Raw genomic sequence first — 23,970 nt, 5'->3', positions numbered from 1 at the left:
GTTGTCAGTTGTCATGGGGAAGCATTTGGAAGATAAATTATCGGTCATTGCCAAAAAATAGTTATCCAAATGCTTCGCCCGTACAGTTGTCAGTTGCAAAAGAATATTTTTCTCCCCTGCCTCTTGCCTCTTGCCTCTTGCCTCTTGCCTCTTGCCTCTTGCCTCTTGCCTATTCCAGTAGCTGAATATGGGAATAAACAAACTCAGTAATTGATTGAGGAGTTGTAGTTTTTCCATCTTCATATTCTGCGACCACCTGCTTCGTTAAAATGTAATGATTACCAAATTTTTGATATGTATCTGTAAATTTGAGAATGCTATTAATATCACCTGTATGCGAGTTACGAAAAACCACATCATAAGCAGAAGGGATATAACCGGAGTCTGTATCTAGGAATTCCCCAGAATTAATCTCCAAAGTCATCCGACTCATTACCCGAACTTCCTGATATATTTTTTGGTTACGGATTTGATAGTGAGAATCAGTATTTTCACTTTTTACAAAAACCGTAACTGCATCTTTTTCGGCTATTTCACCCAAACTAAACTCATGTTGACGGTAAAAACTTTGAAAATCGCTTCTTTGACAGCGGGTAATTATTTCCTGTAACTGAATATCAATTCCGGCTTCTATTTGTTTATCTGCAACTCCTGTAATTTCTACATTCAAGTTACGATTAATCTGAATTTTACCAGTATAAACTTCATCTTCCTGTAACAGTTGCACATCGGCAGCATAACCAGGAAAGTCTTCATCCCAAGTGTAACGACTTTCATAAGCAGTTTGAAATAAAATTTCTGCTGTTGACTGAATTGCCATATCACCACTTTGACTGCGCTTTTCTAACAGTTTAATTCAAGATAACTAAAGTTGGGGATCTTTGGGTTTGTGAGATCCCCTGATTCGCATTCTGACTTTGTTAATTCCTGCTTTCAAGGAAGTTTGTATTTAATTGTAGTTATTAAAAAACAATCCTTGAAGAATAGATTAAGCACCACGTCGTAACGATGCTTCTACTTGTTTAAATTCTGCATCTAGACGTTTTTTCAGCTTTTCAGGAACGGGACGATTAGGATAAGAACTGTAGTGTCCTGCAAGGGAATTTAGGGCTGTTCGCATAGTTGTAAAAGAGCCAAGAGTTGCAACAGAAGTATTCCGCTGGTAGCGAGCCGAAAAGTCATTGATTTTTAGACGGGCTTCTGCTTGAAGGGCGGCTTTATCGGGAGAATCTTGTGGTAATTCTAGGGCTTGTTTCAAAGTATTGACTACAGCTAAGGTATCTTGACGATAATCCCCAGTTAAACTATCTGGACTACCACCACCACAGCCAACCAAACCGACAACTAACACTAAAACTAGAGAAAGCAGACGCGACCAATAGCTTTTCATAAGCATTAAGTAAAAAAACAAGTAAATCAAAATCCATCCTATCTTGGATTGGTATATGGGGGATAGGAGTTAAAACTTAAAACTTCAAGAAAACTCCTACCCATTACCAATCACCCATTACCAATCACCCATTACCAATCACCCATTACCCGATACAAAGTATCCCGTTGTTGGTAAGGTCTTTCTAAAGATGCGATCGCCCTTTGTAAAGTTTCCACTTCCATACAAGTCCCACCCACAGCCCCGGCCATGGTGGTAATGTGTTCTTCCATTAACGTGCCACCGATATCATTACAACCCCAATTTAAGGCTTCTGTAGCACCATCTAGCCCTAATTTTACCCAGCTTGGTTGATGATTAGGGATATAATTTCCGAGATAAATTCTGGCTACAGCCATTAATAACAGGGAATCAGCGAGAACTGGTTGATCTCTTCCTACCTTTTTGCGGAGGGATTTGGGGGCTTCTTGTCCAACGAAGGGTAAGACAATAAATTCGGTGATTCTCGCAGGATAACCTTTTTCTATGGCTGTTTGTTGGAGCGATCGCAATTTTTCCAAATGGCCAATTTGCTGTTCTGGGGTTTCAATATGTCCAGATAACATTGTGCTGGTAGTAGGTACACCTAATTGATGGGCTGTACTGACAATTTCTAGCCAAGTTGCTGTATCAATCTTTTCTGGACACAATACCCGTCTCACGTCATCATCTAACACTTCTGCGGCTGTTCCGGGCATAGAACCGACACCAGCATCTCGCAAAGCTGTAATCACATCTGTATAAGAAATTCCATCTAATCTGGCAATAAATTGGACTTCTTGGGGCGAAAAAGCGTGTAAATGGAGGTAAGGAAATTCGTCCTTAATGGTTTTTACCAGTTTGAGATAATAGGGTAAAGACTTACCATTAATTTGCGCTTGTGGGTGTAATCCCCCTTGCATACATATTTCCGTTGCTCCTCGACGCACTGCATCTGTAGCTTTTTCCAAAATCTGCGCCGAATTTAACCAGTAAGCATCTGGATCACCGTCATCCCGGCGGAAAGCACAAAAACTGCAATGTTGCTCACAAATGTTAGTAAAATTAATATTGCGATTAATTATGTAAGTAACAGTATTGCCAACTTGTTTCTGCCGGAGTTGATTTGCTGTAGACTGAATTTGAGCGATCGCTTGTGGGTCAGTTTGTTTTAGTAAAAATACTCCCTCATTAGAGGATATATTATACTCTGTCAAAGCAGATTGAAGAATAGAACCAACAGTTATAGTAGTCACAGGTGATTAAATATAAACAACTTATTTAAGTTTCACAATAAATTGAAATTTGGAACTTTTAAATATTATTTTTTTGATCAAAACTCAGCAATTGTTTGTATCATACCAAGAGTATTGTACTCTGTGGAGAGGTAACCTTTATATAGGCTATTTAGGAATTTAAAATTTATTGTTGATTTTATGAATATAAACTCATCCAATTCTTTGTTAGCAGTTCCTACAGGTGTATTGAGGATTTCTGAATTTACACCCCAGGAAATAGCTGAAAACAATCCCATTCTCTTATCTGTAGTAATTCCTACTTATAAAGAACGTGACAATATCGAAAATGTAGTCAATATATTAAGTGGGTTATTGGATAAAGCTATTCCTGGTAATTATGAGCTCATTATAGTAGATGATGATAGCCCTGACCGAACTTGGGAAATAGCACAATCTCTCATATCAGATTATCCCCAATTACGGGTCATGCGTCGTCAAGAAGAACGGGGACTATCTTCAGCAGTAATCCGTGGCTGGCAAGCGGCCACAGGGCGGGTATTAGGCGTGATTGATGGCGATTTGCAGCATCCTCCAGAAGTATTAACACAACTATTACAGAAAATAGAAGCGGGGGCTGATTTAGCCTTAGCTAGTCGTCATGTAGACGGTGGTGGTGTCAGTAGTTGGAGTGTGATTAGACGCTTTTTATCGCGGGGGGCGCAGGTATTAGGATTAGTGATTTTACCAGAAGTTGTGGGTAGAGTTTCTGACCCAATGAGTGGTTATTTTATGGTACGACGAAGTGCGATCGCAAATACCACACTTAACCCCATAGGGTACAAAATTCTTTTAGAAGTCATTGGTCGGGGACAGGTGGGAGAAATTGCTGAAGCTGGTTATGTCTTCCGAGAACGCACAGAAGGAGAAAGCAAGGTAACGTGGAAACAATATCTAGACTATATTCAACATTTAATTAGATTACGGGTATCTACTGGGAGACTGGGAAAAATTCGTCAAAAAATCAACTTTCCCATTGAGCGATTTCTCCGTTTTGGTGCGGTAGGATTTAGTGGTGTATTTGTAGATTTAACCATATTTCACCTCATGCGTACCGTGATTAATTTGGGGTTAACTCGCAGTACAATTTTATCCGCCGAAGTAGCAATTCTCAATAATTTTCTTTGGAATGATTTGTGGACATTTGGGGATATTTCCCGAAAACAGACAGGAAAACGCCAGCGTTTCAAAAGATTCTGGAAGTTCAATATAGTCTGTTTAGCTGGGATAATCATCCAAACCTTAGTAGTCAATTTCCTATTTAATAACTTAGGTATGAACCAGTATATAGCCAAATTAATAGCGATCGCAGTTGCCACAATTTGGAACTTTTGGGTTAACCTAAAACTAAGCTGGCGAGTCACAGAAGTCAAATAAATCCATTAATTCATCCGCATTTAATTATTGATATTAGGTTTTCTCCTTTGATTAAACAAACCCGACATACTCATACCCGTCACCAACAAACCGATTAATCCAAAACCATTCAAAATCGGATAAATTGCCTGTAAATGAAAAATTTCCCCAGTATGAATTTCCAACATCAATCGAGAAGAAAGTCCAATATTAATCGGCCATTCCTTAACAACAGTAGCTAACATTCCCGTCAACACAGTTAATAAAAGTGGGACACAAACAATAATGCCAATAATCCGATGATATTTACGAAATGCTTTTTTCACAGTAATCCTCCAAAATAGAATAAAATTATTAAACGCAGATAAACGCAGATAAACGCAGATGAATTAAGAGATTAGTATTACCTTTGCGCCTTTGCTCCTTTGCCTCTTTGCGCGAAACATCTTAATTATCTGCGTCGCCAAACCTTCAATCCTTCAAACCACAAAATACTAAAAACCCCAGAAGTGAGACTAACTAACAAATCATCAAAATGCAGAAAAGAGAACCGGAATAAATGGCGTAACACAGGAACATAAAGCACCAGTCCCATAAACACCACACCACCACCTAATACCCACCAAAGTGCTGTATTAGGAGTGCGTAACATTTCAGGAATAGTCCGCGACCAAGAACGATTACTCAAAATCATACTCAAATTCGAGACAATTAAAGTAGTAAAAGCCAAAGCGCGAGCATCAAATTCTCCATGTCCAGAGTAAAAAGCCACACCAAATACAACCACCAGCACCACCAAGACACCTACCCCTTGCAGCAGTGCTAATTTCAAAGTCCGACGGCTGAATAATGACTCTCTAGGATTGCGGGGTGGACGGTTCATGATATTGCTTTCTTCTGGTTCAGCCTCAAATACTACAGTACAAGCCGGGTCAATAATTAAATGTAAAAAAGCAATGTGAATCGGCAGTAGCACCAGCGGCCAGTGAAATATTACCGGAATCAAGGACATTCCCGCAATCGGAATGTGAACCGCCAAAGTATAAGCCATCCCTTTTTTGAGGTTATCAAATACTCGTCGTCCCAGCCTCACAGATTGGACAATGGCAGAAAAATCATCATCTAACAAAACTAAATCCGCAGCTTCACGGGCAACATCTGTACCCCTTTCCCCCATAGCAATACCGATATTTGCGGCTTTCAAAGCTGGGGCATCATTGACACCATCTCCAGTCATAGCCACGATTTCACCGCAGCGTTTGAGGGCGTTCACAATCAGTAATTTTTGTTCGGGAACAACCCGCGCGAAGATATTCACGGTTTGAATGCGAGACAGTAATTCACCTTCTGGCATTGTTTCCAGTTCTGCCCCGGTAATTACTTCTGTGGCAGGTTTTAGACCGATTTGGCGGGCAATATTTTGGGCTGTGGCGGGATAATCACCTGTAATCATTACTACCCGAATACCAGCAGTGTAACATTCGGCAATAGCTGGGGCAACAGTTGGGCGCACGGGGTCAGCCATGCCTAGCATTCCTAAAAAGGCAAATTCAAAGTCATGCTGGGCTTCAGGAAGAGATTTGAGGGTTTTATTTTTTTGATGTTGCCCAATGACTTTGGCTACACCTAAAACACGCAAACCAGCAGCAGCCATTTTATTAATTTGTTGTTCTAAATTTTGCCTTTGTTGGGTGTTAAAATGACAAAGATCAGCGATCGCTTCGGGCGCTCCTTTGGTAGCAACTACTAACTTATCTTCTGGAGATTGCCACACACAGGACATGGCTAATAATTGACCCGTGAGGGGATATTCCCGCAGTATTTCCCAATCTTGATGTAAATGTTCTGTTCTAGCTAAATAATCATCACCCACTTGTTTGAGGGCTTTTTCCATGGGGTCGAAAGGGTCTTTGCGACTGGCTAAAATCCCAAATTCGATTAATTCATGAAAAGTTTCCGGCAGGGCTTCCCGTTCATGGAGGGCAACATCGTAAAATTGCGATGTTAATGTTGTCGGCTGATACACAAATAATTGCTGAACTGACATCCGGTTAAAAGTCAGCGTTCCGGTTTTATCTACACAGAGAACGGTCGCTGAACCCAATGTTTCTACTACGGGAACACGCCGAGTTAAAACCCTAGCCTGGGAAAATCTCCAAGCACCTAAAGCCAGGAAAATTGCCAAGACCACAGGAATTTCATTTGGCAAAATCGCCATTGCCAGCGCCAAACCTGCTAAAATTCCTTGTAGCCAATCGTTCCTAGTTGCACCGTAAATAACGATGACAGCCACGCAAATAGCGATCGCTACAAAGGTCAATTTACTGACAATTTTTCGAGTTTCCCGTTGCAAAACCGTGTCCTCCTGTTCCACAGTTTGCAAGGCTTTCCCAATTTTACCCATTTCCGTCTGCATACCTGTGGCATAGACTTGGGCAATTCCCTGACCTTGAACTATCAACGTTCCTGAATAGACAAAAGGTAGATCTTCACCACCAGGACGGTGCTGGGTGGCTGTTCTCATGGTGTTTTCTAAATCGGTGCTATCTTCTACTGATTGCTTGCGAACAGGTAAAGATTCACCGGTTAATAGAGATTCATCCACGCTCAAATGGGTAGACCACATCACCACAGCATCCGCAGGAACTCTATCACCCTCTGACAAAACAATCACATCTTCTCGAACTACTTCCCGTCCTGCAATCCGTTGACGTTCACCATCACGAATCACCAATGCACGGGGACTAGAAAGATCCCGTAATGCTTCCAAGGATTTTTCTGTTTTTTGTTCTTGGTATAAGTTGATGCCGACAATAAAAAAGATGAAACCTAACAAAATCAACGCTTCCTGAGCATCACCCAAAAACAAATAAATGATACCACAACCTAATAACAGGAGAAAAATTGGCTCTTTGAAGATTTCTAAGGCAATTTCCCAGATTTGACGATGTTTGCTAGATGGTAACTCATTATATCCTTCTTGTTTGAGGCGATCACCTGCGGTTAATGCAGATAACCCTGTAATAGATTGGAGTTCAATTTTATGAGTCATGATAAAAGTTTTGTTTTCACGTCCACGTAGCGTGCAGAGTACATATAGCGATCGCCAATAAATCCGCAAAATTTATCTTAAAAATCTCTTAAAACTGTTATTCTGAGCAGAGCGTTCCCACTCATAGGCTTATAGCGGTATGCTGCACTATTAGAGGGGACACCAATACCAGTATCCGCCACTTCCATAACTACAAAATCATCCCATTTAACGATTTTTATCCTGACCAGACCATCATTAGATGGATATTGCAAAGTATTTCCTAGCAAATTGCCACGTTGTCCTTTCCGAGTTCTTGACATTTGCTGTTTTATCATGGGAAATATCAGAGCGGTACAAATAAAAATATCCATTAGGAGTTGACAGTATGAAAAGTTTCAAACCGATGTTAATTATTGCAAGTATCAGCTTACTGACTTTAGTAGGTTGTAATAAACCCGAACAAGCTGCCACCGAAACTACCCCAGCAGCAACTTCCAATTCTACAGAAAAAGTCCCAGGACAAAAATCCACAGTAAGTAATGCAGGTTTACTCGCTGTAGTCTCCAAAACAAAAACCGCAGTTAAAGCTGGCAATTTTGTTCAAGCCAAAAAAGAATTTGACAAATTTGAAGATGCTTGGAAAGAAGTAGAAGATGGAATCAAAGCTAAATCTCGTAATAATTATGACGCTGTAGAAAAAAGTATGGATGAAATTTCAGGAGAACTCAAAGCTGCTAAACCTCAAAAAGACAAGTTATTAGCATCATTACAGTCATTAGAAAAAACTATTAATGCTATTTCCAAGTCTTAATAAGATCTCAAATGCAATAATTTTGAATGGGACAACATTTAAATAAAATCTGTTTTCTGTAGGGTGGGTAATGCCCACCATTCTTGCTTAAATGTCTTGGATTAGTCACTTTTTTGAGTAGTTTGTATATAACGATAAATTGCTGCTATATTCCGAGCATCATCAATACCTCGATGATGTGTACCTTGTAATTCCATTCCTAAATGTTCCAAAGCTTGTGCCATACCAAACTTATCAGATACACCTAAATATTCAGAAAATTCCGTTTTAATATTTCTGTGTTCTGCACCAAAAGGATAAGGAATATGATGAAATTTACAATCTTGGATAAATTGCGATTTATCGTAATTACCCCAAGAACAAAATATATTATTAGGAAATAAATTCATCCAATCAGTTAATTTTGACATCACTTCTGGGAAATTCGGTGCTGCGTCAACTTGTTGCTGAGAAATACTAGTCAATTCTGTGCAAAAAGCTGTAAGTTGAGGATTTCTCACAGGTTTAATAAATTGTTGAAACTCATCATCAATTTCCCAAGTTTGACGATTTAGCATTACCGCACCAATTTCAATAATTTCCATTATATGACGGGGAATGCTCTTTTGATGACAACAAGTAGCTTCAAGATCAATTATTAAAAAGTAGTTATTCATAGATAATTGATAATAGGTGATAAAATACTTACTTTCATCCTGTTCATCCTTTCATCCTGGATATCCTGATTCTGACAATTCATGAAAAAGGTTTGAGCCATTTTCGTAAAATAGCAATATCTAAAGCAAAAGCAGCAAAGGCAAACCACAATATACTTTCTCCTGCTAAGATTAAAAAAGGCAAAACCGGATTATTTATATGCCAACCAACTTCTATTTGAGTTAAACCCCGCACCAAACCAAAGGCCCAAACTCCACCAGTTTTGAGATGAGAATTGGTATCTACGCGGATAATATAGCGATAGGTGACACCAAATAGAAACCCAGAAAACCCGGCGATAACACCATTTAATAATATCTGTAAATTTACTATATCAATTTTATCATAACTAACCAAGGGAAAATACTTATCCAGCCATAAAACATTAATAAAGCTAGTGCTAAGGAAAGCTAAACCTAAAGATACGCTACCAATTGCTCCCGCTTTGAGGGATTCTAACCGTTCTGCCATTAATTCCATAATTTTTCTAACTCTCCTACCAATATAGTTAATAAATCCACTGCGTTTTCCCAGTATGATGAATATTAGAGCCGTTTTGTAATTATTTGAAAAGTAGAACTATGATTTTGACACTGGGTTGGGTATCGCTGTTAGTTGTGTTTACTTGGTCTATTTCTATGGTAGTTTGGGGACGCAACGGACTATAGAGGCATCGTGGAAAGTCCATTTTTGGGTATTTTAGCCGTATTTGGTGTAGTGCTGCTAGTAGGAGTCACTGGTGGTGTTGTTTATCTAACATTAGCAGATTGGCGCGATCGCCGTCGTCTCGAAGACGAAACCCGCGAAGCCCGACGTAGCACTAGCAAGCGAAAATGATTCTCTTACAGCTGACGTATAGCTGTATTTTGCGTTAAAAAGTGTTTATGTAGGGATAACAGCTATTCGTATCCCTACATAATCTATATTTATTGTTAAAGCAGATATCCAGGGAATAAATTCCCTGTCTAATAGCCAAAGTCGGTTAAAACCGACTAATAATAATTCTCTCTCTTCCTCTTTGCGCCTTTGCTCCTTAGCGCCTCTGCGCGAAATAAAATTAATTAAGTAAAATAGAAAAAAATATACCTGTCTATAGCCAAAAACTACAAACAAGTACAATTAAAAATAACAGTAGTTTATTAAAAAAACAAAATTATTAGTCGTTATCCCACTCTTCACGTCCGATTAAATCACCAATGCGATCGCGGAGTAAAAAATCACATTTCTCTAATTCACATTCTACACAAACCCACTCTCTAGCCGGAATAAACTGGCAAAGTGTATATATTGGCTGTTGACGGCCAACCATTCCCCTTTCCACCAGTCGGCGTGCTTCGTCCTGAATAACATTCAGAGAGTAGTAATTGTAATTGATAGAAGGCACCGTATTCACACTCATGGTTTTTTTCTCACAAAATTACATCAAAAATACATTTAGATAGCGTTCCTATTATGCACGAGGAACAAAGATGGCAATAATTAAACCTGTGTTCAGGGTTTTGTAGTTTGCTATACGGAACTATTATCATTTTGACGCTATACACCTCTAAATTATCTAAAGAAATGTTAAGTTTGTCAAGAAAGCGTGACATTCATGGTAATTGAATTTGATATTCCTAAGATAACAGCAGTTAAGTTTACTAATCAAACCTAGATATTTCTATTTTTAACATTTTTTAACATTAATTTGTATAAAAACTATTAAAGCTATACTAGATTTGCTATGAGGTTAACTGTATCAGTATATATAGGCTTATGGCGTTTGACCTCTACCCTCAGACACAGGATTTGCAACACCCGTAATTCTCTAAAAATAGGGAATTACGGTATTGCCCATTATCACCATCTAGATGGTTTTAACAAGCAACAAGTTCCAGATTTATGGATATTTTGGTCAACTTTAGCGCAATTATTCAGCCATCTCTTCTGCTCCCTCATCCATACTTGACAATGTCCGTTTTTGCTCCAGTTGATTTAACAAACTCAGCACTTTAGTACCTCGTTCTATAGAACGATCTTCCACAAAAATTACCTCTGGAGTCCGTCTTAATCTAACCCTAGAGCCAAGCTCACTGCGAACGTAACCCGTAGCTGACTTTAAACCAGCCATTGTTTCCGTCTTCGCTTCCTCAGTTCCATAGATGCTTACAAATATGGTAGCGTGTTGTAGATCCCCAGAAACATCCACATCAGTAACACTGACCATTCCCATGCCCACACGGTCATCTTTAATACCGTTAAATAGCATTTGGCTAACTTCCCGTTTAATTAATTCAGCAACGCGGGAAACGCGGCGATTTGTAGCCATATAAATTCCGCCTTCTCACAGAGGTTTAATAACATGATTCTAAATGCAAATTAGAGTGGACGGTGCATAAAATTAACAGCAACAGTCCAATAAGCTCAACCCTTTTTTAGTTCTAGTTTAGATTGGATTCAATCCCAGCATAGCCCGCACGGTAAGCGTTACGAAAAAAAGACCACCGGCAAAAAAGCCTAAAATAGCAATCAGCGTCACAGGACGTTTCAAGAATGGAAACAGCGGCTCAAGGGTGTTTAGAAAAATACCCAAGACGATACTAATCAAGTACCGAGGGTAGCGAAAGACGTTATCCCAAAATCCATCAAACATTTGAATTTAGACTGCCTTATTATAAACTTTATTGATTAGTTAGTTTTTAGTTTAATCGTAAGTAGATGGTAAGTCAAATCCCTAAACAAACTTACCCACGGCCATTTTTAAAGTGGGCTGGGGGTAAGACTAGATTAATTTCGCAATATAAAGACTATTTTCCTCAGCATTATCAGACTTATTATGAACCATTTTTAGGTGGGGGAGCAGTTTTTTTCTATTTGCAACCATCCAAAGCAGTTTTAACTGATATTAATGCAGATTTGATTCTTACTTATCGGTGCGTTAGAGATGATCTTGAGGACTTAATAACTTTGCTGCAAGCACATAAACAAAGACATAATTCAGATTATTATTATGATGTGAGAAATTCTTATACTGGGACAGATTTAGAAAAAGCGGCTCGGTTTATTTATCTGAATAAAACTTGTTTTAATGGACTTTATCGGGTTAATTCTCAGGGTAAATTTAATGTCCCTGTGGGAAAATATAAAAATCCTGGTATTTGTCAAGAAGAAATTTTAAAATTAGCGTCTGAATCCCTAAAAAAAGTAGAAATCAAACAAGCTAATTTTGATGAAGTGCTAAATTATGCAACTGGTAGTAATGAATTTGTTTATTTTGATCCTCCCTATTATCCTCTAAATAAAACTAGCAATTTTACAGCTTACAGTAATTTTTGTTTTGACGAGAATCAACAAATCAAACTCAGAGATATTTTTATTAAATTAGCTAATAAAGGTGTAAAAGTTATGCTATCTAATTCAGATTGTCCATTTATTCGTGATCTTTATAGTGATTTTAATATTCACACCATATCAGCAGCGAGGTCAATTAATTCTGATGCTCAAAAGCGAGGGAAAATCACTGAAGTATTAGTAACTTCTTATAAAAAATTGTAGGTTGGGTAGAACGAAGTGAAACCCAACATTGTTAAAAACAGTGAAACCCAACATTGTTAAAAACAGTGAAACCCAACATTGTTAAAAACGGTAAAACCCAACATTGTTAAAAACAGTGAAACCCAACATTCTAAAAACAGTGAAACCCAACATTGTTAAAAACAGTGAAACCCAACATTGTTAAAACAGTGAAACCCAACATTCTAAAAACGGTAAAACCCAACATTGTTAAAAACGGTAAAACCCAAAATTCTAAAAAACGGTAAAACCCAAAATTCTAAAAAACGGTAAAACCCAAAATTCTAAAAAACAGTGAAACCCAAAATTCTAAAAAACAGTGAAACCCAAAATTCTAAAAAACAGTGAAACCCAACATTGTAAAATCTAACATTTCCATGAAAATGTTGGGTTTCCTTGCGTCAACCCAACCTACGGAATTGACTTTAATTATTTTTAGCTTCAGCATGACCGTTACGAATAGACCATGCTAATTCCAACATTTGTGTCCAGCGTTTTTGGAGTTGTTTAGGAGTACATTGAACAGCTTTAGAAATAAGTAGATCACTTTGACAGGCAGTTTTTAACTCAAAAATTTGCTGTTGCTGTGGTGTAAGTTGATGCCAAAAAATATCCCATTGCTGGGAAGATAAACCTAACTTATGTTCTAAACCAGCACCTAACCATTGATGAACTAATTGCCATTGGTGCTGTTTGGCAAACTTCTCAACGTGATATTTAAATCTTTGCTGCAAATAATCGCGTTGACGACTAGTTAAACCCAGAATTTGATCAATTTCCGGTGCAGAAAGATCCTGGAGTTTGAGAGTCAAGTAATTCATACAATCAGATTGTCCTTGAGACTCCAGATATTTCATTAATTCGGTAATCACTCGATTGCGTTCCGACTCTTCCGAAGGGTCAAAACCAGGTTTAGCAATCATTTGTGAGCGAATTTGCTGCACTGCCACATTGCGTTGATAAGATTCTGCTTCTTCCGTTTTCGCAGAATCCACAGCCATTTCAATATCTACAGTAGTTTCTTGGGGTTGACGACGGGCAAAACCTTGAGCGCGTAAAACAATTAATTGCTGATTAGCACCACCAGGTAAATTAATCCGACGTTTGGCATATTGTTCTGTAAACGCCATATATTCAGCTACTTGTAACTGAGTCCGAGGGGTGTAATTTTCAGGTAATTCAGTTTCTCGACGAAAAGCTTTAATAGCTTCGATATAAAAAGCTTGTAAAAAATCTTCAATCAGATTGTAACGAGCCTCAAACCCTAAATCTGAGCCGGCAACAGTAACGTGACGATAAACAATTGCACCCAAACTGCTGTGTAATTCTACCCGTCCTTGTTTAGAACCAAGTTGATAGTAACGTAAACACTTTTGTAAACGATGTCTTCCTAAAGTAATTTGCCAAGACTGAATTTGTCCTGAGTTTTGAATGCGAGAGCTTTTATCACATATCCGTTCTACTTCTTTGGCTATGCGTCCAACGACATCTTGCACACCAGAAGTAGCAGCTTTAACTTGAGATTGCATCTCATGGGATAAAAGTTGCACCAATGTATCACTGGTGGGAATAGACAATTCTTCAAGAGAAATATAGCTATCAAAAGCAGATGTAGAATTAGGCAGATTGGCGATGTTAGCTTTCATGACTTTTCTATAAAATTGGTATTGCACCTTAACTCAAATGCAGATACGGTATTTAATGCCAGTCTCAGGAGGGAAAATCTTTGGAGATTTATTCCTCAAAATTCACCAACTAGATTGCTGATATGTAAATACTGTAGGAAATTTCCAAAGTTAAGGGCTTGTTAATTGTGTCGGTTTGTTTTTAGCAACTAAATCAAAGATGGCATATAAGATATTCACTGTGAGGGCAAATTGCCAAATTGCCAAAAGCCTAGTCATAGTAAGATTGGCTGATAGCCTGTATGGCGTAGCCATGATTACATGACTAAGGATGACAGCACCTGGAAGGATGACAATTTCAAAATTGGCGTAAGGTGATCATATAATTAGCGCAACGGAGTCCAAAACAAGGGGTTGCACTTGTAAAGCTTTATTCTTAAACCCAAGTAGCTACGGCTTCCCAACCTAAACCTCTCCGAATAATAACTGGTTCTTCATTGGTCAAATCTAAAATGGTAGACACTTGATATGTAGGTTCTTCGGCAGTGTCAATAATGATATCTACCAATTTATCCAAATGATCATATAAATCTACCCTTGTCAAAATTGGTTGTTTTCCGTTCTCAACTATTTCCTGGTCTTCGTCATTTGCTCTAATATGAGCCGAAGTAGAAATAATCGGGTTTCCTAATGCTTCCATTAATGCCAAACAAACCTGATGATTTGGCACTCGAATTCCTGTGGTTTTGCGTTTGGGACTTTGTACTAGTCGTGGTACGAGTTTGGTAGCAGGGAGCAAAAATGTGTAGGGTCCTGGTATTAACCGCTTCATAATCCGGTAGGCTGTATCACTTACGAAGGCATAAGTCGCCACATTAGAGAGTGAGGGACATAAGAATGTCAGTGGTTTATCATTTGCTAACTGTTTGATTTGCCGCACTCTTTCGACCGCCGACTTGGCATTCAAGTCACAACCAATTGCGTAAACTGTGTCTGTAGGGTAGAGCATGATAGCGCCACCTAATAGCGCTAACTTTATTTCCTCTATTCGGCGGCTTTGAGGATTATCAGGATGAATGGTGAATATTTTGGCCATAATGATTATTGGTAATGGGTAATGATTATTGGTAATGGGTAATGGGTAATTGGTAATTGGTAATTGGTAATTGGTAATTGGTGATAGTTTTACCACTGACAACTGTACGGGCGAAGCATTTGGAGAACTATTTTTGGCAATGACCGATAATTTATCTTCCAAATGCTTCGCCCCTACTAACAATTGACAACTAACTGTACGGGCGAAGCATTTGGAGAACTATTTTTGGCAATGACTGATAATTTATCTTCCAAATGCTTCGCCCCTACTGACAACTGACAACTAACAAATAAATTTATGAATAAAATCGCTTATCTTCAATGCCCAACAGGGATTTCTGGTGATATGTGCTTGGGGGCGTTAGTCAGTCTCGGTGTGCCTGTGGAGTATTTGGTGGAAAAACTCAATGGCTTGGGAATTGAGGCAGAATACCGATTACGGGCGGAATTGGTTCACCGTCAAGGTCAACAAGCGACTAAGGTTGATGTGGATTTGGTTCATCACCATCATCATCATTCTCATAATGAACATGATCACCACCACACCCGTCATTTGCCAGAAATAGAGGAGATGATTCTCAAGGGGAATTTGCCAGTGCGGGCGGAAGCTTGGAGTTTAGCTGTTTTCCGCCAGTTGGCGGTGGCTGAGGGGGCTGTTCATGGCATCGCACCGGAAAAAGTTCATTTTCATGAAGTGGGGGCTGTGGATGCGATTGTGGATATTGTGGGTACTTGCTTAGGGTTGGATTGGTTGGGTATTGATTGCGATCGCTCAGGGTTGCCTTTGCTATACTGTTCTGCATTTCCAACGGGAGGTGGTACTGTTAATGCGGCACATGGAAGAATGGCTGTACCAGTACCAGCGGTGTTAAAGTTGTGGGAAATGCGGGGTTGTCCAGTTTATAACAATGGTATTGACAGAGAATTGGTAACACCAACGGGGGCGGCGATCGCTACTACCTTAGTACAAGACTTTGGTTCTCCACCACCAATGACTATCAAACAGATAGGATTAGGGGCGGGTTCTCTAGATTTACCCATTTCTAATATACTACGGCTCTGGTACGGTGAAAATGAATCTTTACAGACTGATAACTCTGATTTAGGGGAATATTCTCCAAATCTAGAAACTATTACTGTCCTCGAAACTCAAATAGATGACTTAAATCCGCAAGTATTCGGTTATGTATTTGAGGCTTTATTTGCTGCGGGTGCGGTGGATGTTTTTACCCAACCCATAGGGATGAAAAAGTCACGAACTGGAATTTTATTAACTGTGATTTGTCATCCTGAAAATTTAGCTAGTTGTGAGGATGTGTTATTTCGAGAAACTAGCACTTTAGGGATTCGTCGTACTACTCAAAAACGGTCAATTTTACAACGAGAAATGCAAAAGGTGGAAACTATTTATGGGACAATATCGGTAAAAGTTGCCTGGACAGGAAAAGCTACAGAAAAGGTGATTACTAATGTGCAGCCAGAATATGAAGATTGTGCAGAATTAGCAAGACAAAATAATATTCCTTGGCGAGAAATTCATCGGTTAGCGTTAGAAAGTTGGCACAATTAACAAGATCCCCGACTTCTTGAAGATGTCGGGGATCTGAATATTTCTAAATATTTCAATAAATCTAAAATGAAGAAAATTGTCCGGTGGTTTATTTTAGGTGGTACGCTATTTTTTTTGTTGAAAGCGTTAAAAGATAATTGGTTGGGAGTTAGTGCTATTCGGATTAGTGCAAATGGATGGTTAATATTAGTAGCTGCTACATTTATAACTTTACTGGCACATATTTGGGCGGGTTGGATTTGGACTTGGGTATTAAGGGAGTTAAATCAATCTGTATCTGCTATTGAATTTATTCAAGTTTATTTAAAAACGAATATTGCTAAATATTTACCTGGGAATATTTGGCATTATTACGGGCGAATTATGGCGGCTAAAAATGCTAATATTCCTACTAATATTGCTACTTTAAGTGTTTTATTAGAACCATTATTAATGTTAGCAGCAGCTTTAATTATTATTGTTTTATTTGGTAGTGAACTTGTTGTTAATAATCTGAAATTTAATTTCATGATTCTGCAATTTCTGAGTTTAATAATTGTCTTGGGTATACTTCATCCTCGATTTTTAAATCCAGCTATTAAACTTTTAGAACGGTGGAAAAATAAAAAATCTCATGGAGAAAATCAATTAATTAATAGTTTTATAATTAAACGTTACCCGGTAAAACCATTATTAGGAGAATTAGTTTTTTTAGGGTTGAGGTGTGCTGGATTTATTTTAACTATGTTGGCTTTAACTTCTGTAAATTGGGAGCAAATACCCTTATTAGTGGGAGCTTTTAGTTGTGCTTGGGTATTGGGGTTAATTGTTCCTGGTGCGCCTGGTGGTTTAGGAGTATTTGAAACCACAGCGATGTTACTGTTACAATATCATTTTCCGGCGGCTTTGGTGATTAGTGCGATCGCGCTTTATCGTCTCATTAGTATCTTAGCAGAAACCACCGGAGCAGCCCTAGCTTGGCTATTTGAAAGGATTTAATCAATTTTATATCTATGCTCATTTAGGAGTCACCGAGATTTGATGTTATAGTTTTGGTGAAATAAAATCGGGCAAATATTAGAAGGATAATTAGAAAGGCAATGAGGGAATGAGTGAAGATATCAGGCTTGATATAAAAGTTCCCTGACAAACAAATAAGCAAAGCAAAATTTGTTCAGCCAGAGAAGTTTATAGTAAGTAAGGCTTTATATTTAAGTGAGTCAAAATAGCTATTTTGCAAGAGTTAAATATTCCTAAATAGAGAGAAATTATACTAATGCTGTTGCTATAACCATCACTGCTTGAGCAGGAGTTAGACGTGCTGAACCGTTGGCAGCTAAGAATCCAGCGAGGGCGGTAGCAGCAGCAGCAGCATCACCACCACTAACAGTAGCGGATTCTTCCAAAGAAAGTTCAGTAAACAGTTCCTTATGTTCGAGATTATTAATTTTTGACATAATTGTGTTCTTCTTAATTAGGCACATCTAATCAGAAAACCAAGTAATTATTCACTCCCCTACTCTCTGAAAAGTTTCCAAAAAACTTATGAAAAAATTAATTGAGGGGTAGGGAAGTGAACAGTTAAGGAGGAAATTGTCTATGGTTTTACTAAGTTTAAGAAATGCGCCCACCTCACTTTGAAGTAGCGAGTATCTGCTTGAATTTCTGGGAATCTGGGGCGCATTATTCACTTCATTTGATAGAACAAATGAATGAAAGGCTACAGAGCGATTATGCCAATGTTGTTATTGATGCTAGAACACCTTGAGCAGGGGTTAGCGGCACACCACCGTTAGCTGTCAAGAACACGGCGACCGCATTAGCTCCTTGAGCAGCACCAGCACCACCATTCATCTCAGCAGATTCGTCATTGGAAAGTTCGCTAAACAATTCATGATTTTCGATAACTTGCATGATGTTTTTTCCTTAATTAACAGAATGAAGGTAAAGATTGAAGTGGCACTTTTCTCAAGCAGAAAGGTACACACATTGCTCGCACAGTTCACAAAAAAGATTAAATTTCACAGTTAAAAAAGCACTCAAAAATTTGAGAACTAGGAAACAACATCCCGGAGGATAGCTTCACTAGCAGGTGTAGTTTAGAGCCAAAGTAAAATATTCACTAATGCTCAAACTTCCTTGCCTCTTTGTGAACTTGATGGTGAACTGTCCTTACTTTCTATAACGAACACCCAAAACAAAATATTCCGAAGTTGGCAAGAAAATTTGGAAGCCTTGCTGAATAGGTATTGAGCAAGCGCAACTAATGGTATTTAGGTTTTTATCAATCAAGAACTGCTATATTTTTTTCTGTTGCATAATTATAAATTTTATATTTTTCCTCTATCTAGAGTAATAAAAAAAGCTAAATTCTATCTCTACTGTTTAGACGATGTTGAATAGATTGGCATTGAGACTTAAATAGGAAGAATCGAAATAAAAATATGCGGTGATATCAAATCCGGGTAATTGCAATCATCGAATATTTTATGATGACCAAGCTGTGAACCGTCTATGCAGTTAGTGTGAGACATGGAATGTAAGTAAGAAAATATAGAGAAAAAAGATTTGGTTTCAAAACCATAAATTTATATGGTATTAATCAACATTCTCTACATTTCCTTATGTGAGAAAAAAGTATAAATGCTGAATTTATATATTTGTTGGTGAAGGCGTTATTCAAGTAAGTTGAATTTACGCTCCAATTTTCACAAAAATAATCATATTATTCAGCAATTTGCACATTGGAAAGATTATTTGTTGCCTAGTTAATAGCCTATTTATCAAGGACATATTGTATGTTATCAGCGCAGGAATCATGGTCTTATTCTTCAGAGACTTGGCTTGACTCAAACTATCGCCAGAGATTAAAAAAAATTGCCCACAAATACACTAGGGGTACAGGCATATCTTGGGAAGATGCGGTTCAAAATGCCCATTTAAAAATATTTCAGGGTCTGCAATCTGGAAAGTTTAGAGAAGGAGGATTAGAAGAATTTTATCGCTGGGCTGCTACAGTAGCCCGCTGTGCGATTATTGATTTTGTCCGTCAAGAAAATCTGCGAAAATGCCAAAGTTTAGATTGCAATATCCCTGGAACAGATATAGCCCTGTTAGATACAATTACTGATGAATTTAATATTTTGGAAGCAACAGAAAGGGCAGATTTAATTCTTAAAGCGATAGAGAAAATTTATCAACTAGATCAACAATATCCACGCCAAAACTATCTGAAATTATGGCAAGGTAAAATTGATGGAAAAACACAAACTCAACTAGCTGGAGAATTGAGAGTTAGTCAGAGTGAAATATCCAAACGATGGCAGGAACTTTTAGGACGGATTGCTGATTCTTTAGGACTACTTAAAGTTGAAGATCTCAAGGGCAAACTGCAAGAAAATCGCCAGCAAAAGAGAGAATACAATCGGTCAACAAAGCAGTGGTAAGTGAATAAAATACTCAAATTGATTGAAATGAGAGTAAATCCTGATATTTAGAAGCGTCCGAACGTTACATAATATATGGGATTGGATGCGACTACACCCAGAATCCCGGCTCGTCGTTAATTTTTGTCGGGAAACTAAATATATGCGTGTAAACTTGAGTAAATCCACATTTTTAAACAGGCAAGCGTCTAATATGCCAATCCCACAACCTGGAGAAATTTGGGAAGTGAGTCGCTTAGTAAGAAGTCCTCTAAAATTCTCAAGTCAAGAACAAGAGACTTTTTACTCTTCCTCAGCACAAAGTTTTTTGGCAGGCAACTCACCACCGCGCTATGTAATGATTGTCAAAGAACCTGAAGCAATTCTAGATACAAACGAGGAGTGGCTAATTTTTTCTGTCATGTTGCTATCAGGAGAAACAGATTTTCTCAGTGATGTAGATTTGCTAATTCCTGCGAAAATATCTGGACTAGAAAAAGATTTATTAGCTGAAACATGGCACATTATCCCAGGGTTAGCTTGTAACTTGCTACAGCCAGTTGGTAACAGACTATCGCGCCAGATTTATGACTGTCTCCTGACCGTTAGAGACTATCATTATGGGTTAGGTAAAGAACCATCAGTAATATCAGAAATCCAGGAATTAGGTTTAATAAATAGTAGCTTATCTTCTGCAAATAGCTTAAAGATTCAAGATTTTCACAAAGCAGAACAAGCCTGGAGTGATGTCTTGACAGTACCAGTGGCAGCTTGCCAAACTTACTTGAAAAGTATAAACTTCACCAATGCAGTATTAAATGAAGCATTGCAACTAGAACAAGACCTGCAAATTGATAGAACCTGGACTAAGTTCGATGTCAATAAAAAGCCTCAAATTGATTAATTTGAGGCCATGATACCAAAGCTTTTGTCAAAGTTTTTGAGAAATTTCAATATTTTGAATAGATTCACTTTCTAATTACACAAGGAATTAAGCGAATTATTAACTTGATTAACGAACAGTTCCCCTAAAACTGCCGCTAAATTAAGCAACGGTGAAAAAATTTCTCCTTAATCTCATTCCTCCGTGTCCTCTGTGCCTCTGTGGTTCGATAAATTAACCTTAAACCACAGACGCACAGAGTAAAAAAAGATATTAATCTCCAGTAATAGAAAGTTCACTCACCCAAACTCTCGGTGCAACTCCTCCTGGTGTTAACTCAACTTCTTTTTCTACATAAACAATTGATTTCAAAAGTTCTAAGAAATCACCAGCTACAGTTGCCGACTCAATACTGGTTTTTTCACCCTTATTAATTAACCAACCATCAAAAGGTAAAGAAAAAGAACCTTGTAAAGCCTTAACACCCGCATGAAGAGCTTGTAAATCATCAATTAAAATCACATTTTCCGCAGTTTCCAAACTCAATTCTTTCTCTGGAGTTCCTGCTGCAAAAACGTGATAAAAATTGGGACTAACGCTTACTTTTGCGCCAATACTAGCATTACCTGTAGGTTGAGCATTTAACCGTTTTGCAGTTCCCGCACTATGCAAAAAGCTAGTTAAAATGCCCTTTTCTATTAACTTAATTTGCCGGGTGGGAGTCCCTTCACCATCAAAACTTTCAGCCCCAATATTAGCGGGGTGTAAAGCATCATCATAAACTGACAGTAAAGGTGAAGCCAGTTCTTTACCGATATCATCAGTTTTTGATAAACTTTGATTATCCAGAATACTTTGGGCGTTAAATAAATTGGAAAAAGCCCCCAACAAACTTAAAAAAGCTTCAGCAGAGAAAACTACTTGATATTTACCAGTTTTGATTTTTTCATAATGCAAATGACTGATAGTTTTATCAGCAGTTTCCTGAATACAACCAGCAATATCTAAATCGGCTACACTTTCCTTAACTCGATAAGCACCAGCACTGCGGGGTTTTTTATTTTCCTCTTCAGTTTTGCTGTACAAATAAATAGAAGCTAAAGAATGAGATTCAGTTCTCACAGCACCATCACTATTGAGATAAAATCTGTCAATATCTCTTTGTGCTAAACCATTATAAGGCACACTTGTAATCGCAGGATGTTTTGCCATTAATTCTTTTTCTGCTACTAATAGTTTTTCTATTAGTTCAGAAACAGGTGCTTGTAGGGCTTTCTTTTGATGTGTATTAGGAATAGGAATAGTTGCTTCTGGACTAAAATCAGGAACGTTTTCTTTAACTCCAAAAAAGCTCGCTTCGTAAGCAGTTTTTAAAGCCAATTCTAATCCTTGAGGATCTACATCTGTGGTGCTGGTAACACCCATTGTATTTTCTTCATTCCAAACTCGAACTGTTACTCCAGAACGATTGGAAGCTTTGACTTGTTTGGGTTCACCTTGGTCAACTTGAACGCTAGTATCATCTACAGTTGAACCGTAAATATCGAATTTTTTAATGCCCAGTTTGGCAGCATTTTCTTGGGCGTAGGTTGCGATTTCTTGAATGTTAGACATGATTACATTTTAAGATGAAAGTTTCGCGCAAAGGTACAAAGGAGCAAAGGCGCAAAGGAAGAAAAGAATTAATGATGAGAACAGATAATCTGGATGGTTTATCTGTTTTTCATCTGATGATTTTTATCTGCCACCAACGGTAATAGAGTCAACCTTAATGTGGGGTTGTCCAACTGTGGTATAAATGCTGCCGCTGACTGAGCCACAAAAGCCGGGAGCTAGTTCTAAATCTTGGGAACATAGGGAAATTTTATTCATGATTTCCTTGGCTTCACCGATTAAAGTAGCACCTTTTAATGGTTTGGTAATTTTGCCATTTTCTATTAGGTAAGCTTCATCAACGCTAAAGTTAAATTGACCTGTTGCGCCCACACTTCCGCCACCCATTTTCTTACAGTAAATACCTTTATCAACGGAGGCAAATAGGTCTTCTGTTGTGTGTTCTCCACAATCAATATAGGTATTTCGCATCCGACTAGCGGCTGCAAAAGTGTAATTTTGACGGCGGCCACTGCCTGTTCTGGGGTGTCCTGTCCGCACTGAACCGGTTCTATCAGCGAGGAAGTTTTTGAGGATGCCTTTTTCAATTAATAATGTTCTTTGGGCGGGCATTCCTTCGTCGTCCATATCAATTGTCCCGAAGGCGTTATCAGCGCGGCCTTCGTCCCAAGCTGTTAAGCTTTCATGGGCGATTTTTTCACCTTTTTTGTCGGCAAATGGTGTGGTTTTGCGTTCAATTTGGGTGGTTTCTAAAAGGTGTCCACAAGCTTCATGGAAAATTACACCGCCAAAGTGATTGGCCATGATAATGGGGTAAGTTCCTGATTCTACGTAATCTGCGTAAAGCATTTTACCAGCAGATTCGGCGATTTGTTCGGAGGCTTTTTGATAATCCCAGGTTCTCAGGAAGTTAGCGTCACTGGTGTTACCTGCCCGTTCACCAATGGAGGAGCGGTTAGCACCGTCAGCACAAAGCAGGTTGAATCCGACAGACTGAGTGAGGCGGATATCACGGGCAAATGTTCCATCACTACCAGCAACTAATACTTCTTGCCAATCACGGAAGTAGGAAGCGCGACGGGATTGGACGTGGGTAGCTTTTTTATTAAGTTGGGCTGTACCATCAAGGAGGACTTCTCCCATTTCGCTGATAGAACTACATAAGGGTAGCCAACCATCTTTACCGCGTTTGCTGGCGTAGTCTCTGAGTAGTTCTAGGTTGATTTCGGGAATGAAGGCACTCGGTCCGGGTAGTTGTAAGCCTAAGATGGAAAGAGCTTTTTCTAAAGCAGCTTTTAAACCGGCAAATGTGAGGTTATTGGTGCTAACGTAGCAGTCAGCTTTGCCACGAAATACTCGCACTCCTGCACCGGTAGCTAAACTGGGGGAAATGCTGGTAATGGTGTCTTCTTCGGCTAAACAACTGATGTAGTTGCGACGTTCTAAGAAGTATTCCACAAAATCAGCACCGGCGGCGCGTCCTAGTCCTAAAAGGGTTGCCAGAGGGGCTTCCCAAGTGTCATCGAAGCGTTCTGTGGTGGATGAATATTGTAAACTGGGAAGTTGATTTGAGAGAAGTAGGGTGTTTGTAAGCATGAAGTGCCTCGTCTGCTGGCGTTATCTATAG

General features: G+C 38.6%; 27 protein-coding genes. 9 read left to right on the top strand and 18 right to left on the bottom strand.

What is annotated here, in order from left to right; all coding sequences use genetic code 11:
* Nucleotides 1–169: 169 nt before the first annotated feature.
* The 3 genes from PN450_RS14270 to cofH form a co-directional block, all read right to left on the bottom strand.
* Nucleotides 170–820, bottom strand: coding sequence for a DUF3386 domain-containing protein (locus PN450_RS14270; protein ID WP_271836717.1), 651 nt, complete (start codon nucleotides 818–820; stop codon nucleotides 170–172).
* Nucleotides 821–988: 168 nt separating this feature from the next.
* Nucleotides 989–1,396, bottom strand: a complete 408-nt coding sequence (psb27, locus tag PN450_RS14265; RefSeq protein ID WP_015079341.1) for a photosystem II protein Psb27 — start codon at nucleotides 1,394–1,396, stop codon at nucleotides 989–991.
* Nucleotides 1,397–1,521: 125 nt separating this feature from the next.
* Nucleotides 1,522–2,664 carry a 7,8-didemethyl-8-hydroxy-5-deazariboflavin synthase subunit CofH gene (gene cofH, locus PN450_RS14260; RefSeq protein WP_271836716.1) on the bottom strand — a complete coding sequence of 381 codons (1,143 nt, stop codon included), beginning with the start codon at nucleotides 2,662–2,664 and terminating at the stop codon, nucleotides 1,522–1,524.
* A gap of 180 nt (nucleotides 2,665–2,844) precedes the next feature.
* Here cofH and PN450_RS14255 point away from each other — a divergent pair, with 180 nt between their 5' ends.
* Nucleotides 2,845–4,080: a glycosyltransferase gene (locus PN450_RS14255; RefSeq protein ID WP_271836715.1), complete on the top strand. Its 1,236-nt coding sequence runs from the start codon at nucleotides 2,845–2,847 to the stop codon at nucleotides 4,078–4,080.
* Between the two features lie 20 nt (nucleotides 4,081–4,100).
* On the opposite strand, the gene PN450_RS14250 is transcribed toward PN450_RS14255, so the two are convergent.
* The 3 genes from PN450_RS14250 to PN450_RS14240 all read right to left on the bottom strand — a co-directional run bounded on the left by PN450_RS14250 (nucleotide 4,101) and on the right by PN450_RS14240 (nucleotide 7,413).
* On the bottom strand, nucleotides 4,101–4,385 hold the full coding sequence (locus PN450_RS14250; RefSeq protein ID WP_148761842.1) for a cytochrome b family protein: 285 nt from the start codon (nucleotides 4,383–4,385) through the stop codon (nucleotides 4,101–4,103).
* 125 nt (nucleotides 4,386–4,510) lie between these two features.
* Nucleotides 4,511–7,111, bottom strand: a complete 2,601-nt coding sequence (locus PN450_RS14245) for a cation-translocating P-type ATPase (RefSeq protein WP_271836714.1) — start codon at nucleotides 7,109–7,111, stop codon at nucleotides 4,511–4,513.
* Between the two features lie 77 nt (nucleotides 7,112–7,188).
* Nucleotides 7,189–7,413 (bottom strand): ATP-binding protein, encoded by a 225-nt coding sequence (locus tag PN450_RS14240; RefSeq protein WP_271836713.1) that lies wholly within the window; start codon nucleotides 7,411–7,413, stop codon nucleotides 7,189–7,191.
* Nucleotides 7,414–7,478: 65 nt separating this feature from the next.
* Here PN450_RS14240 and PN450_RS14235 point away from each other — a divergent pair, with 65 nt between their 5' ends.
* A complete protein-coding gene (locus PN450_RS14235) occupies nucleotides 7,479–7,904 on the top strand; it encodes a DUF4363 domain-containing protein (RefSeq protein WP_148761836.1) in 426 nt (141 codons plus the stop codon).
* A 101-nt stretch (nucleotides 7,905–8,005) separates the two neighbouring features.
* Here the strand turns inward: PN450_RS14235 and PN450_RS14230 are convergent, their stop codons facing one another.
* Nucleotides 8,006–8,560: a 3'-5' exonuclease gene (locus PN450_RS14230; RefSeq protein ID WP_148761834.1), complete on the bottom strand. Its 555-nt coding sequence runs from the start codon at nucleotides 8,558–8,560 to the stop codon at nucleotides 8,006–8,008.
* A gap of 79 nt (nucleotides 8,561–8,639) precedes the next feature.
* Nucleotides 8,640–9,080: a hypothetical protein gene (locus PN450_RS14225; protein WP_148761832.1), complete on the bottom strand. Its 441-nt coding sequence runs from the start codon at nucleotides 9,078–9,080 to the stop codon at nucleotides 8,640–8,642.
* A 101-nt stretch (nucleotides 9,081–9,181) separates the two neighbouring features.
* On the opposite strand from PN450_RS14225, the gene petN reads away from it, so the two are divergent.
* Nucleotides 9,182–9,268 (top strand): cytochrome b6-f complex subunit PetN, encoded by an 87-nt coding sequence (gene petN, locus PN450_RS14220; protein ID WP_013189847.1) that lies wholly within the window; start codon nucleotides 9,182–9,184, stop codon nucleotides 9,266–9,268.
* A gap of 7 nt (nucleotides 9,269–9,275) precedes the next feature.
* Complete coding sequence (locus tag PN450_RS14215) at nucleotides 9,276–9,437, top strand: hypothetical protein (RefSeq protein WP_015079329.1); 162 nt, start codon at nucleotides 9,276–9,278, stop codon at nucleotides 9,435–9,437.
* Nucleotides 9,438–9,756: 319 nt separating this feature from the next.
* Here PN450_RS14215 and PN450_RS14210 read toward each other — a convergent pair whose 3' ends face one another.
* From PN450_RS14210 to PN450_RS14200, 3 genes are all read right to left on the bottom strand, one after another.
* Nucleotides 9,757–9,999 carry a DUF4327 family protein gene (locus PN450_RS14210; RefSeq protein WP_015079328.1) on the bottom strand — a complete coding sequence of 81 codons (243 nt, stop codon included), beginning with the start codon at nucleotides 9,997–9,999 and terminating at the stop codon, nucleotides 9,757–9,759.
* A gap of 510 nt (nucleotides 10,000–10,509) precedes the next feature.
* Nucleotides 10,510–10,908: a 30S ribosome-binding factor RbfA gene (rbfA, locus tag PN450_RS14205; RefSeq protein ID WP_148761830.1), complete on the bottom strand. Its 399-nt coding sequence runs from the start codon at nucleotides 10,906–10,908 to the stop codon at nucleotides 10,510–10,512.
* A gap of 117 nt (nucleotides 10,909–11,025) precedes the next feature.
* Entirely contained in the window at nucleotides 11,026–11,232 is a 207-nt protein-coding gene (locus PN450_RS14200; RefSeq protein ID WP_015079326.1) for a DUF751 family protein, read from the bottom strand.
* 65 nt (nucleotides 11,233–11,297) lie between these two features.
* Here PN450_RS14200 and PN450_RS14195 point away from each other — a divergent pair, with 65 nt between their 5' ends.
* Nucleotides 11,298–12,134: a DNA adenine methylase gene (locus PN450_RS14195; RefSeq protein ID WP_148761828.1), complete on the top strand. Its 837-nt coding sequence runs from the start codon at nucleotides 11,298–11,300 to the stop codon at nucleotides 12,132–12,134.
* A 443-nt stretch (nucleotides 12,135–12,577) separates the two neighbouring features.
* On the opposite strand, the gene PN450_RS14190 is transcribed toward PN450_RS14195, so the two are convergent.
* From PN450_RS14190 to PN450_RS14180, 3 genes are all read right to left on the bottom strand, one after another.
* Nucleotides 12,578–13,798 (bottom strand): HetZ-related protein, encoded by a 1,221-nt coding sequence (locus PN450_RS14190; protein WP_168695745.1) that lies wholly within the window; start codon nucleotides 13,796–13,798, stop codon nucleotides 12,578–12,580.
* 150 nt (nucleotides 13,799–13,948) lie between these two features.
* Entirely contained in the window at nucleotides 13,949–14,092 is a 144-nt protein-coding gene (locus PN450_RS14185) for a hypothetical protein (protein ID WP_158310511.1), read from the bottom strand.
* Between the two features lie 121 nt (nucleotides 14,093–14,213).
* The gene (locus tag PN450_RS14180; RefSeq protein ID WP_271836718.1) at nucleotides 14,214–14,873 is read right to left on the bottom strand and encodes an L-threonylcarbamoyladenylate synthase; all 660 of its coding nucleotides are present in this window, start codon (nucleotides 14,871–14,873) and stop codon (nucleotides 14,214–14,216) included.
* A gap of 297 nt (nucleotides 14,874–15,170) precedes the next feature.
* On the opposite strand from PN450_RS14180, the gene larC reads away from it, so the two are divergent.
* Together larC and PN450_RS14170 are read left to right on the top strand one after the other, a co-directional pair.
* Nucleotides 15,171–16,442: a nickel pincer cofactor biosynthesis protein LarC gene (larC, locus tag PN450_RS14175; protein ID WP_271836712.1), complete on the top strand. Its 1,272-nt coding sequence runs from the start codon at nucleotides 15,171–15,173 to the stop codon at nucleotides 16,440–16,442.
* A 66-nt stretch (nucleotides 16,443–16,508) separates the two neighbouring features.
* The gene (locus PN450_RS14170; RefSeq protein WP_271836711.1) at nucleotides 16,509–17,420 is read left to right on the top strand and encodes a lysylphosphatidylglycerol synthase domain-containing protein; all 912 of its coding nucleotides are present in this window, start codon (nucleotides 16,509–16,511) and stop codon (nucleotides 17,418–17,420) included.
* A gap of 269 nt (nucleotides 17,421–17,689) precedes the next feature.
* Here the strand turns inward: PN450_RS14170 and PN450_RS14165 are convergent, their stop codons facing one another.
* On the bottom strand, nucleotides 17,690–17,878 hold the full coding sequence (locus PN450_RS14165) for a hypothetical protein (protein ID WP_039201479.1): 189 nt from the start codon (nucleotides 17,876–17,878) through the stop codon (nucleotides 17,690–17,692).
* A 274-nt stretch (nucleotides 17,879–18,152) separates the two neighbouring features.
* Nucleotides 18,153–18,335 (bottom strand): hypothetical protein, encoded by a 183-nt coding sequence (locus PN450_RS14160; protein WP_168651053.1) that lies wholly within the window; start codon nucleotides 18,333–18,335, stop codon nucleotides 18,153–18,155.
* Nucleotides 18,336–19,219: 884 nt separating this feature from the next.
* Between PN450_RS14160 and PN450_RS14155 the strand changes: the two genes are divergently transcribed.
* Together PN450_RS14155 and PN450_RS14150 are read left to right on the top strand one after the other, a co-directional pair.
* Complete coding sequence (locus PN450_RS14155) at nucleotides 19,220–19,867, top strand: sigma-70 family RNA polymerase sigma factor (protein WP_271836710.1); 648 nt, start codon at nucleotides 19,220–19,222, stop codon at nucleotides 19,865–19,867.
* Nucleotides 19,868–20,060: 193 nt separating this feature from the next.
* A complete protein-coding gene (locus PN450_RS14150) occupies nucleotides 20,061–20,750 on the top strand; it encodes a hypothetical protein (RefSeq protein ID WP_271836709.1) in 690 nt (229 codons plus the stop codon).
* 252 nt (nucleotides 20,751–21,002) lie between these two features.
* Here the strand turns inward: PN450_RS14150 and PN450_RS14145 are convergent, their stop codons facing one another.
* Together PN450_RS14145 and PN450_RS14140 are read right to left on the bottom strand one after the other, a co-directional pair.
* Nucleotides 21,003–22,343, bottom strand: a complete 1,341-nt coding sequence (locus PN450_RS14145) for a TldD/PmbA family protein (protein WP_271836708.1) — start codon at nucleotides 22,341–22,343, stop codon at nucleotides 21,003–21,005.
* A gap of 123 nt (nucleotides 22,344–22,466) precedes the next feature.
* Nucleotides 22,467–23,939: a TldD/PmbA family protein gene (locus tag PN450_RS14140; RefSeq protein ID WP_271836707.1), complete on the bottom strand. Its 1,473-nt coding sequence runs from the start codon at nucleotides 23,937–23,939 to the stop codon at nucleotides 22,467–22,469.
* Between the last annotated feature and the right edge of the window lie 31 nt (nucleotides 23,940–23,970).

Origin of the sequence: Dolichospermum lemmermannii CS-548, assembly GCF_028330815.1 — a bacterium.
In the GTDB taxonomy this organism is placed as follows: Bacteria; Cyanobacteriota; Cyanobacteriia; order Cyanobacteriales; family Nostocaceae; genus Dolichospermum; species Dolichospermum lemmermannii.
Note: the sequence above shows the minus strand (reverse complement) of the source record. Positions and strands in the feature narration are given on the sequence as shown.

Coding starts and splice junctions, on each gene's coding strand:
- PN450_RS14270 (WP_271836717.1), bottom strand. CDS start 820: ATGGCAATTCAGTCAACAGCAGAAATTTTATTTCAAACTGCTTATGAA.
- psb27 (WP_015079341.1), bottom strand. CDS start 1,396: ATGCTTATGAAAAGCTATTGGTCGCGTCTGCTTTCTCTAGTTTTAGTG.
- PN450_RS14255 (WP_271836715.1), top strand. CDS start 2,845: ATGAATATAAACTCATCCAATTCTTTGTTAGCAGTTCCTACAGGTGTA.
- PN450_RS14245 (WP_271836714.1), bottom strand. CDS start 7,111: ATGACTCATAAAATTGAACTCCAATCTATTACAGGGTTATCTGCATTA.
- PN450_RS14240 (WP_271836713.1), bottom strand. CDS start 7,413: ATGTCAAGAACTCGGAAAGGACAACGTGGCAATTTGCTAGGAAATACT.
- PN450_RS14235 (WP_148761836.1), top strand. CDS start 7,479: ATGAAAAGTTTCAAACCGATGTTAATTATTGCAAGTATCAGCTTACTG.
- PN450_RS14230 (WP_148761834.1), bottom strand. CDS start 8,560: ATGAATAACTACTTTTTAATAATTGATCTTGAAGCTACTTGTTGTCAT.
- PN450_RS14225 (WP_148761832.1), bottom strand. CDS start 9,080: ATGGAATTAATGGCAGAACGGTTAGAATCCCTCAAAGCGGGAGCAATT.
- petN (WP_013189847.1), top strand. CDS start 9,182: ATGATTTTGACACTGGGTTGGGTATCGCTGTTAGTTGTGTTTACTTGG.
- PN450_RS14210 (WP_015079328.1), bottom strand. CDS start 9,999: ATGAGTGTGAATACGGTGCCTTCTATCAATTACAATTACTACTCTCTG.
- rbfA (WP_148761830.1), bottom strand. CDS start 10,908: ATGGCTACAAATCGCCGCGTTTCCCGCGTTGCTGAATTAATTAAACGG.
- PN450_RS14200 (WP_015079326.1), bottom strand. CDS start 11,232: ATGTTTGATGGATTTTGGGATAACGTCTTTCGCTACCCTCGGTACTTG.
- PN450_RS14195 (WP_148761828.1), top strand. CDS start 11,298: ATGGTAAGTCAAATCCCTAAACAAACTTACCCACGGCCATTTTTAAAG.
- PN450_RS14190 (WP_168695745.1), bottom strand. CDS start 13,798: ATGAAAGCTAACATCGCCAATCTGCCTAATTCTACATCTGCTTTTGAT.
- PN450_RS14185 (WP_158310511.1), bottom strand. CDS start 14,092: ATGGCTACGCCATACAGGCTATCAGCCAATCTTACTATGACTAGGCTT.
- PN450_RS14180 (WP_271836718.1), bottom strand. CDS start 14,873: ATGGCCAAAATATTCACCATTCATCCTGATAATCCTCAAAGCCGCCGA.
- larC (WP_271836712.1), top strand. CDS start 15,171: ATGAATAAAATCGCTTATCTTCAATGCCCAACAGGGATTTCTGGTGAT.
- PN450_RS14170 (WP_271836711.1), top strand. CDS start 16,509: ATGAAGAAAATTGTCCGGTGGTTTATTTTAGGTGGTACGCTATTTTTT.
- PN450_RS14165 (WP_039201479.1), bottom strand. CDS start 17,878: ATGTCAAAAATTAATAATCTCGAACATAAGGAACTGTTTACTGAACTT.
- PN450_RS14160 (WP_168651053.1), bottom strand. CDS start 18,335: ATGCAAGTTATCGAAAATCATGAATTGTTTAGCGAACTTTCCAATGAC.
- PN450_RS14155 (WP_271836710.1), top strand. CDS start 19,220: ATGTTATCAGCGCAGGAATCATGGTCTTATTCTTCAGAGACTTGGCTT.
- PN450_RS14150 (WP_271836709.1), top strand. CDS start 20,061: ATGCCAATCCCACAACCTGGAGAAATTTGGGAAGTGAGTCGCTTAGTA.
- PN450_RS14145 (WP_271836708.1), bottom strand. CDS start 22,343: ATGTCTAACATTCAAGAAATCGCAACCTACGCCCAAGAAAATGCTGCC.
- PN450_RS14140 (WP_271836707.1), bottom strand. CDS start 23,939: ATGCTTACAAACACCCTACTTCTCTCAAATCAACTTCCCAGTTTACAA.